Raw genomic sequence first — 9,581 nt, forward strand, 5'->3', positions numbered from 1 at the left:
GTGCGCGCCGGCATGGCGCGCACCTTGCCTATCATCCAAAACAGACTATGGCATGGCATCAGCTTTCAGTCGTAACCGACGAGCATACCGCTCCCGAATTGTCCGATTTTTTTAGCGAATTGGGCGCGGTTTCCGTGACCTATAGCGACGCGGAGGACGAACCGGTCTACGAACCGGCCATCGACCAGACCCAAATCTGGAGCAACACCCGGGTTACCGCGCTTTTCGAACTGGATGCCGATCCCGATGTGGTGCAGACCCTGGTGATCAACCAGTTCATCGGCCGGCCGCTACGGCAATGGTTGGTCGAAGTGATACAGGATCAGGCCTGGGAGCGTGCATGGATGGAGCATTTTCAGCCCATGCAATTTGCCGGCCGCTTATGGGTTTGCCCCAGCGGCCAGGAAGTACATGAAGCGGGTCAGGTCTGCATGACGCTGGATCCGGGGCTGGCGTTCGGCACCGGCACGCATCCCACCACCGCCTTGTGCCTGGAATGGCTGGCCGGCCATGACTTACAAAACAAGGTAATGATCGATTACGGCTGCGGCTCCGGCATTCTGGCGGTCGCGGCCCTGTTATTAGGCGCCGAACACGCGCATGGCGTCGACATCGACCCGCAGGCCCTGACCGCCACCCAGTACAATGCCGATAAAAACCGGGTGCTGGATCGCATCAGCTATTGCCTGCCGGAGCAGTTTTCCCATGACCGCGCGGAAATCGTGGTGGCGAATATCTTGGCCAAACCCTTGATCGAGCTGTCCGCCGTCATCGCCGCCTTGGTGCAACCCGGCGGACATTTGATATTGTCCGGCATTCTGAACGAACAAGCCCAGGTCGTGGCCGATGCATACAGAGCCCAAGGCCTCATGGTCGCCGAACCGGTGAGCCTGGAAGACTGGTGCCGCCTGGACGCCGAAAAGCCGGCCTAAGCATGTACAGCCGCTGCCCTCATTGCGATTGCCAACAGCAGCTCAGCACCCGGCAATTGCGTGATGGCCGCGGTTTACTGAATTGCGCGGCCTGCGGCAGGTCGTTTGACGCCTTGCCCAGCTTGTCCGATATGATAGACGAGCGGCATGACTCGCCCAGCCCCCCGGAACTTACATTCCCCAGGCCCGCGTCGCCGCTTGCATGGCGAATCGGCAACGCCGTGCTGCTATTGGTTTTACTGGGCCAAATCGCCTATTTCGAACGCGAAAACTTACTGCGGCGACCGCCGTTCTATAGCGCCTTAACGCAGGTTTGCCGGCTTATCGGTTGCCGCGTGCCGCCGTATCGGAATCCGGCGGACTGGTCCATATCGCATAGCGAGTGGCAGGCCCATTTGGACAATCGCTATGTATTGACCGCGGCATTGACCAATCAGGCGGAATTTTCGCAAGCCTTTCCGGCCTTGAAGCTTACCGTCAACGATTACAACGGACGGCTTTTGGCGGAGCGGCTGTTTCCGCCGGCCACTTATACGCACGAAACCCTGTCGGCCGCCAAGCATACCGAACAAATACGCTTGGCCATAGTCATCTCCGCCCCAAGCGTCGGCGGATTTACTCTTACCACCATGTAAAGCATGCATTATCCCGAATTGTTTTTAAAGAAACACGAAGACAAGCGCCTGCGACAAGGGCATTTGTGGGTGTTCAGCAACGAAATCGACGCCAAGCGCAGCCCGCTGGATGCCTTCGCCGCCGGCGACGTGGCGGTCGTCAACGACAGCGGCGGCAAGGCCCTGGGCTTGGCGTACGTCAACCCCAATGCACTGATTTGCGCGCGCCTGTTGACCCGCAAACCCAATGGCACTATCGGCGAAAAGTTTTTCAAAACCCGACTGACACAAGCCTTGGCCCTGCGGCAACGCCTCTTCGAGCGGCCGTTTTATCGTTTGGTGTTCGGCGAGAGCGACGGCTTGCCGGGGCTGGTCATCGACCGTTACGGCGAGGTGCTGTCCGTGCAAATCACTACCGCCGGCATGGAAGTACACAAAAACTTGCTGGTAAAGGTATTGGTCGAATTAATCCGGCCGGCCGCCATTCTGTTAAAAAACGACACCAGTCAGCGCCAGTTGGAAAATCTGTCGCTGGAACCTGAAATGGCTTACGGCGATCTGCCGGAAAAACTGTTGATAGAGGAAAACGACACCCGTTTTCTGATCAATGTCGCCGAAGGCCAAAAAACCGGCTGGTTTTACGACCACCGCTGCGGCCGCGCCAGATTTGCCGGCTGGTGCAAGGGCCTCAGAGTACTGGATTTATTCAGTTATGCCGGCGCCTGGGGCATCACCGCCGCCGTTGCCGGGGCGGCGGAAGTGACCTGCGTGGACAGTTCGGAAACCGCGCTGTCCCTGGCGGCCGAAAGCGCGGCACTGAATGGCGTGCATGACATAATGAATTTCGCGCGCGGCGATGTGTTCGAATATTTAAAACAGGCCCGGGAACAAAACCTGCATTTCGATGCGATCGTCTTGGACCCGCCCGCCCTGATCAAGCGTAAAAAAGACTATAAAGCCGGCTATGAAGCTTATCGGCGCCTCAACCATCTGGCCTTGCAGGTGTTGAATACCGACGGCCTGCTGGTATCGGCGTCCTGTTCGCATCATTTGAGCCGGGCGGATTTGCACGAAATTCTGCGCGCGTCGGCCCGACATATAGACCGGCATCTGGTGTTTATCGCCAGCGACGGCCAAGGGCCGGATCACCCGGTATTGCCGGCCATGCCGGAAACCGAATATCTGAAAACTTTTTTTTGCGCGGTATCAGGACGGATATAAAGCCCGGCCTTATGAAAACACCCTCCCCTCCCTGCGACCTTTGCGGCCAACCGGTAAAAGTGCCTGGATTCAGTTTTGTCCATGCCAATGGTTTGAAGCAATTTTGCTGCGAAGGTTGCTTACGCATTTTTCAATTGCTCGACCCCGAGCAACCCTTAAACCCTCAATCAACGGAGAATACTTCATGACCACCCAAGGGAGCACAAAAGCCTGCGAATCCTGCGGCGACCGCGTCAACATCGGCTGCCACCATCAACAGATGTCGGTGACATCCCGGGCAATCGGCCTGTTGTTCGTCTATCTGCCAATTCTGACCCTGCCGTTTGTGATTACCAGCGCATATTTGACCTATTACAGCCTGAAGTTCGTCGGCGCGCAAAACGTGAAAAAATGGCGCGATTTCCTGCCGGAGCGGGCCAGCCACCGCTACAACCTGAAAAACCAGATTGTCATGCACGGCTCCTTCAAGCTCAGCATGGCGCAATCCAAATTGTTCTGGATTCTGAACTGCACATGGTATTGCCCGTATAGCGTCGGCTTGTTCGAATGGCACGCCTATTTGGTCAAAGTGGTCGAAAACTGGTGGTGTCCGTTCGGCCACAGCCGCAAAAACAGTTATACCGAAGGCGCCATCGACCAATCCTTCTGGCATATTTATCCGGAAGAAAAAGCCAAGTTGACCGAAGAAGATAAAAACAACCCGATTTTTACCGCCGACGCTGCAAAACCGGACGCTTAGAACAACGTCATCAATCACTTTTCGGGGCCAGGATAGTGTGCATCCCACGATCATCGTTGCTCGTCTCGCATGCACCAATATTTCCAACCCTTATGTCGGCATAACCCCGTATCCGCGCGGGTTATGCCGACGGGCTTTATGTGGCATAAGTTTGCTGCCGCGCAAGCTTAATTTTTCGGCCGACTTCCAAATTCAGCCGGGTTGTTCCGACATAGTCCGGGCGAATGGTCGGAAACTCGCCAATTCCAGGCGATTTCGATGGTATCGGGTGTGGACATGATGGCCGATACCAACAAAAAGCCAACATCTTGTTGGTTCTTTAGCGGGGCTAGGTGTTACTGCATGGGACATAAAAAAACCCGCTAAGCCTTGCAGCTTGCGGGTTTTGTTGTCAGATGTTACCACCTGAAACTGTAATATGGTGCCGAGGAGAGGACTTGAACCTCCACGGGGTTACCCCCACTAGCACCTGAAGCTAGCGCGTCTACCAATTTCACCACCTCGGCAATTCCGCTTCAGAGCGGAAAGTTCGCCCATTATAAGCATTATATTTTACGCGTCAACTCTTTTTAATAATGCACCGAATGAGCCAGCGTTCTCAGCGATCAAGTCTTTACTTCTAAAGCATGACTCATGTAAAAATCGCATCTGACGCAAGCCGACGACACGGACAAAGGAAATCATTATGCAGACCAAACCCGCCTTCAGCAGCACGCCCATCCATGACATCCTGCGGAACCGTTGGAGCCCCAGGTCATTCGATGCCGACAAAGCCGTGGATCACCAAACCTTAACGGCCTTGCTGGAAGCGGCGCGCTGGGCGCCCTCCTGCTTTAACGACCAACCCTGGCGGTTTTTGGTCTGCAATAAAGCGACGCATGCAAGCGCATGGGATAAATTGTTGGACACGCTGGGAGAAAAGAATCGGCTTTGGGCAAAAAACGCCCCGGTTTTGATACTGACTATAGCGATGGACGAGTTCGGACACAATGGCAAGATCAACCGCTGGTCCTCTTACGACACCGGCGCCGCCGCCGTCAGTCTGTGCCTGCAAGCAACCGCCATGGGTTTGGCCGCGCACCAGATGGGAGGTTTCGATGCCGAGCAATGCAAACAAATATTTGCCCTGCCCGAGGCTTGCAGCCCAATGGCGGTGATTGCCGTCGGCTATCAAGCCGCCGCGGAGCGGTTACCGGACGATCTCAGGGAAATCGAACTAAAAGACCGCTCGCGGAAGCCTTTAAACGCTTGCTTTTACTTTGGCGACTTCAATGCCGGAGCCGAATAGATCGAATCGATGCGTCGGCGCGGAAACAGACGGCCGGCGCGACATTCAAGCAAGGCCGGCCGATTCCGACTTTACCGGACTATAAGCCGGCCATTTTGCTGTCGTCTTCTTCCAGAAAGTCGCGGTAATTGATCGATATTTTCAAACCAGCAAAACGCCCCGACATCTTTACCAGTTCGCTGCTGGTTTTATCGAACGATAGCCTGACCTCGCTCAAAGCCCGGTCTTCGTAGCCTTCTTCAATTTTGCGAGCATCCAGACGGAACTGGTACTTATAGATTTCCAGTTTTTCCTGATCCTCGATCTCCAAAGGCTCGCCCAATTGCTGTACAACGGTGGCTTTTTTGGGTAAATCGGCCGTAATCTTGTCGGCAAAATCTGCTTTTGCCCGCAATTGCTTTTTGCCTTCGTTAATCTCCGCCCCCCCCAGGGAACGGAAGGAGGCCTCCAGAAATTCCGGCGGGGCGATTTGCAAGAACAGTTTGGAAAATGACCAATCGGTGACTTTGTCTTCCTTGTCGAAAGCCAATTCGCAATAAAAGCTGATTTCCGGATTCACCAAATTGCTATTGCGGTCAATTTTGCGAAACCAATAACGCCAGCGCTTCCCGACCAGGGTTTTTTCTTCGCTACTGGCATGCAATTTGGCCAAGGCCACAAAATCATCGCTGACCAGCCGGGGTTGCTTAAAATGCACAGTGAAATCATCATTGGCCGTTACCGAGAAATAACGATCAAATTCTTCCATTTGCAAATAGGTTTGATAGGCATGCAGCCATTCCAGACAGCCGGTTTGGGTTAGCAGCACTGCAGTCAGCAATACCAAGCGAACATAGCGATTCAAGTTTTTCATTGCGGCCTCAGTGTCGAGTTGACTCGGCGTCCTCGTGAATGACGGGATTGGTCAGCAAGTTTTCCACGTCAATTCGGTCAAAGCAATATTGCGCGCCGCAAAACTGACAGTCCACCTCTATGGTCTCCCGCTCCCGCAGCACGCTTTCCAACTCAGACCTGCCCAATGCCGCCAAAGTGCCGCCAATTTTTGGCCGGGAACAATTACATTTAAACTCGACGGACTGGGGGTCGTACAGCCTGATCTTGTCCTCATGGAACAGGCGATGCAGCAGTTGCTCGCAATCCAGCGTCAGCATTTCCGCTTCCGTTATCGTGTCAGCCAACATTATCAGGCGTTGCCAGTCGGCGTCGTCTTGATTATCGCCGGGCAGTTTTTGCAAAAACAGGCCGGCGGCATATTCGGCAGTGGCAAACAGCCACAAGTGGGTGTCCAGTTGCTCGGATTGGGTAAAATAAGTTTTCAGCACAGCCGCCAAATTCCGTTCGGCAACACCGACTATGCCTTGGTAGGGCTCGGCATTTTCCGACTCCACCGTCAACACCAGACGACCGCCCTCGCCCAGCATCGCCATTAAATCGTTTCCGGACACTCGCTCCTCGCTACGCGCCAAACAACGCACCTTGCCTTCATGCGTGGCTTGCGCCACCAGGGCTCTTAATTCACCGGCGCCCTGAATTTGCATGATCATCGCTCCCTTGAACTTGATGGTGGCCGACAACAGTACGACCGCCGCCAAAGCTTGCCCCAATTGCGATTCAACGCCGGCATTGACGAGAACCTGATGCTGCTTGGCTTGCCGCCAGCTTTGTTCTAGTCTTACCCATTCGCCGCGCACGCCCAAATCTTCGAATAAAAATCGCCGCAGACAATCTTGTTGCTTCATAAATTTGGTATCTGTTTTAAACGGAATGGCGATTATAATCCGCTTAACCCATTCATTGGACTTCGGATCAGCCGCCATGAGCTTTTTATTTAAAAAAACCGCGCTGCCCACGCCGGAACAAGCGCTACCGGGCCGAACACTAGCCATGCCCGTAAATCCGCTGCATTTTGTTTCCGGCAACCCAATCCAGCCCCCTTTTCAGCCCCATCTGCAAAAAGCCCAGTTCGGCATGGGCTGCTTTTGGGGAGCCGAGCGCAAGTTCTGGCGGCAACCCGGCGTATTCAGCACGGCCGTGGGTTATGCGGGCGGCTACACGCCCAATCCGACCTATCAGGAGCTATGCAGCGGCCTGACCGGCCATAACGAGGTGGTTTTGGTTGTGTTCGACCCCGAACAAATAGCCTATCGGGACCTGTTACGGGTTTTTTGGGAATCCCACAACCCCACCCAAGGCATGCGCCAGGGCAATGATGTAGGCACCCAATATCGTTCGAGTATCGATGTATTCAACGACGTTCAGTATCAAGCGGCGCTGGAGTCGCTTGAGGCCTATCAAGCCAAGCTGACGCAAGCCGGCGCGGGCCAAATTACTACCGAGATCCGCCGGAACGTGCCGTTTTATTATGCCGAGGACGAGCATCAGCAATATCTGGCTAAAAACCCGCATGGTTATTGCGGTTTAGGCGGCCTGGGGATTCCGTGTTGATTCGGCGTGGCGATTTCTGGATGGCGTCGAAAAACTTGATCTCCGCCTGAAAGCCCGGCCATGGTAAGGCTAAAAATTCGACGCCATCCCGCGCCCGGCGCCCGGCATTGGAACAATATCGTTCGTCGAATCGGATTGCGCGAACCGCCCATCCCACTGTTTCCGCCGCCGATAATTTAAACAATGCTTTTGTAAACCGTTATTAGCCTTGAATTTATTGGCCGGCCACCCAGCCGCGAGACTTTTTCAAGTTGACTTTTGGGAAAAAATCCTTCAATTTACGCAACTGGTTTGGCTATCCCACCGCGCTCGGCAACCGCCGATAAAGCCCCTTAAGACGGTCATCCAACTTAGAGCTTTAAAACTAATATTAGTCTTAACAAACAAAAAACGTACTCTGTCTTTCAGCAGATTACCGGGAGGAAACATATGAAGCCTGTAAAAAACTGGCTGCTTGCATCGGCTGTAGCTTCTTTACTTGCCGCACCAACTGTATCAACTGCTAATAGCGACCTGGAAAAACTGACTCAAAACCCCGCCAACTGGGCATCTTGGGGTGGGGATTATGCCGGTACCCGTTACAGCAAACTGTCACAAATCAACGCTCAAAACGTAAAAAACCTGCAACCAGCTTGGTCTTTCTCTACCGGCGTTCTGCGTGGACATGAAGGCGGCCCCTTGGTTGTTAACGGCGTGCTGTTTGTTCACACTCCTTTCCCTAACACCGTATACGCGATCGACCAAAAAACTCAATCCGTGATCTGGGAATTCACCCCAACCATGGATGCCGACGTCACGATTCCGGTTATGTGCTGCGACACCGTTAACCGCGGTCTGGCATACGGCGACGGCAAAATCTTCCTGCAACAATCGGACACTGTTCTGACTGCATTGGATGCCAAAACCGGTAAACGCGTATGGAGCGTGCAAAACGGCGACCCAAAACTGGGCATGACCAACACCAACGCACCTATCGTGGTTAAAGACAAAGTCATCACCGGTATTTCCGGCGGTGAATTCGGGGTTCGCGGCTTCCTGGCGGCCTACGACATCAAAACCGGCCAATTGGCGTGGAAAGGTTACAGCATGGGCCCGGACAAGGACACCCTGATCAAACCGGGCAAATCCACCACCTGGCAAGACGGCAAAGTCACCCCTCTGGGCCCTGAGTCCAGCTTGGCGACCTGGAAAGGCGACCAATGGAAAATCGGCGGCGGCACCACCTGGGGCTGGTATTCCTACGATCCTAAACTGAACCTGGTCTATTACGGCTCAGGCAACCCATCTACCTGGAACCCTGTACAACGTCCTGGCGACAACAAATGGTCCATGTCCTTGTGGGCTCGCGACGCCGACACCGGTGAAGTCAAATGGGTTTACCAAATGACGCCGCACGACGAATGGGACTATGACGGTATCAACGAAACCGTTCTGGTCGACCAGGAAATCAAGGGCCAAATGCGCAAAACCATCGTCCACTTCGACCGTAACGGCGTGGGCTACACGCTGGACCGCGAAAACGGCGAGCTGTTGGTTGCCGAAACTTTTGACAAATCCGTCAACTGGCTAACCCACGTCGACATGAAATCAGGCCGTCCGCAAGTCGTGCCAGAATTCTCTACCGAACACAACGGTGAAGACGTCAACACTGTAGGTACTTGCCCTGCCGCATTGGGCGCGAAGAACCAACAACCTGTTTCCTACTCTCCGCAAACCGGCCTGTTCTACATTTCGGGCAACCACTTGTGCATGGAGTACGAACCGTTCGAAGTTAGCTACACCGCGGGCCAACCGTACGTAGGCGCCACCCTGAACATGATGCCTGCCGGTGCCGATGTTCTGACCGGTAAAAAAGACGGCACCACCAACCTGGGTCAATTCACCGCTTGGGATGCCAAAACCGGTAAAATCGTCTGGTCTAACAAAGAGCAATTCTCTGTCTGGTCAGGCTCTGTTGCCACCGCCGGCGGCGTCGTATTCTACGGCACCCTGGAAGGCTACCTGAAAGCGGTTGATGCGAAAACCGGTAAGGAATTGTACAAATTCAAAACCCCATCAGGCATCATCGGCAACGTCAATACTTGGGAATTCGAAGGTAAACAATACGTTGGCGTACTGTCCGGTATTGGTGGCTGGGCAGGTATCGGTATCGCCGCCGGCCTGGACGACGGCTCCGACTCCACCAACACCGAAGGCTTGGGCGCTGTAGGTGCATACAGAAGTCTGGGCTCTTATACCAAGTTAGGTGGTACACTGACCGTGTTCGCTCTGCCTAACTAAGTCTAATTTACCTAGACCGCAGTGAAGCAAGCCTTGGCCGAGCAATCGGCCAAGGCTTTTTT

Annotated in this window: 9 protein-coding genes and 1 tRNA gene; 7 read left to right on the plus strand and 3 right to left on the minus strand. The window is 54.2% G+C overall.

What is annotated here, in order from left to right; genetic code table 11:
• The first annotated feature begins 47 nt into the window (after nt 1–47).
• The 4 genes from prmA (at nt 48) to NP590_RS19850 (ending at nt 3,506) form a co-directional block, all read left to right on the plus strand.
• Complete coding sequence (gene prmA, locus NP590_RS19835) at nt 48–932, plus strand: 50S ribosomal protein L11 methyltransferase (protein WP_256604483.1); 885 nt, start codon at nt 48–50, stop codon at nt 930–932.
• Nucleotides 933–934: 2 nt separating this feature from the next.
• Nucleotides 935–1,567, plus strand: coding sequence for a zinc-ribbon and DUF3426 domain-containing protein (locus NP590_RS19840; RefSeq protein WP_256604475.1), 633 nt, complete (start codon nt 935–937; stop codon nt 1,565–1,567).
• Nucleotides 1,568–1,570: 3 nt separating this feature from the next.
• Nucleotides 1,571–2,767 (plus strand): class I SAM-dependent rRNA methyltransferase, encoded by a 1,197-nt coding sequence (locus NP590_RS19845; RefSeq protein WP_256604476.1) that lies wholly within the window; start codon nt 1,571–1,573, stop codon nt 2,765–2,767.
• Nucleotides 2,768–2,951: 184 nt separating this feature from the next.
• Nucleotides 2,952–3,506: a hypothetical protein gene (locus tag NP590_RS19850; RefSeq protein WP_256604477.1), complete on the plus strand. Its 555-nt coding sequence runs from the start codon at nt 2,952–2,954 to the stop codon at nt 3,504–3,506.
• Between the two features lie 419 nt (nt 3,507–3,925).
• Here NP590_RS19850 and NP590_RS19855 read toward each other — a convergent pair.
• Nucleotides 3,926–4,012, minus strand: a tRNA-Leu gene (locus tag NP590_RS19855).
• Between the two features lie 179 nt (nt 4,013–4,191).
• On the opposite strand from NP590_RS19855, the gene NP590_RS19860 reads away from it, so the two are divergent.
• The gene (locus tag NP590_RS19860; RefSeq protein ID WP_256604478.1) at nt 4,192–4,794 is read left to right on the plus strand and encodes a nitroreductase family protein; all 603 of its coding nucleotides are present in this window, start codon (nt 4,192–4,194) and stop codon (nt 4,792–4,794) included.
• Nucleotides 4,795–4,873: 79 nt separating this feature from the next.
• Here the strand turns inward: NP590_RS19860 and NP590_RS19865 are convergent, their stop codons facing one another.
• Both NP590_RS19865 and hslO read right to left on the minus strand, forming a co-directional pair.
• Complete coding sequence (locus NP590_RS19865; protein WP_256604479.1) at nt 4,874–5,647, minus strand: hypothetical protein; 774 nt, start codon at nt 5,645–5,647, stop codon at nt 4,874–4,876.
• Nucleotides 5,648–5,654: 7 nt separating this feature from the next.
• Nucleotides 5,655–6,533 (minus strand): Hsp33 family molecular chaperone HslO, encoded by an 879-nt coding sequence (gene hslO / locus NP590_RS19870; protein WP_256604480.1) that lies wholly within the window; start codon nt 6,531–6,533, stop codon nt 5,655–5,657.
• Between the two features lie 76 nt (nt 6,534–6,609).
• Between hslO and msrA the strand changes: the two genes are divergently transcribed.
• Complete coding sequence (gene msrA, locus NP590_RS19875) at nt 6,610–7,239, plus strand: peptide-methionine (S)-S-oxide reductase MsrA (protein ID WP_256604481.1); 630 nt, start codon at nt 6,610–6,612, stop codon at nt 7,237–7,239.
• A gap of 429 nt (nt 7,240–7,668) precedes the next feature.
• Entirely contained in the window at nt 7,669–9,519 is a 1,851-nt protein-coding gene (locus tag NP590_RS19880; protein WP_256604482.1) for a methanol/ethanol family PQQ-dependent dehydrogenase, read from the plus strand.
• Nucleotides 9,520–9,581: the final 62 nt, after the last annotated feature.

Source organism: Methylomonas subterranea (genome assembly GCF_024505185.1).
In the GTDB taxonomy this organism is placed as follows: domain Bacteria; phylum Pseudomonadota; class Gammaproteobacteria; order Methylococcales; family Methylomonadaceae; genus Methylomonas; species Methylomonas subterranea.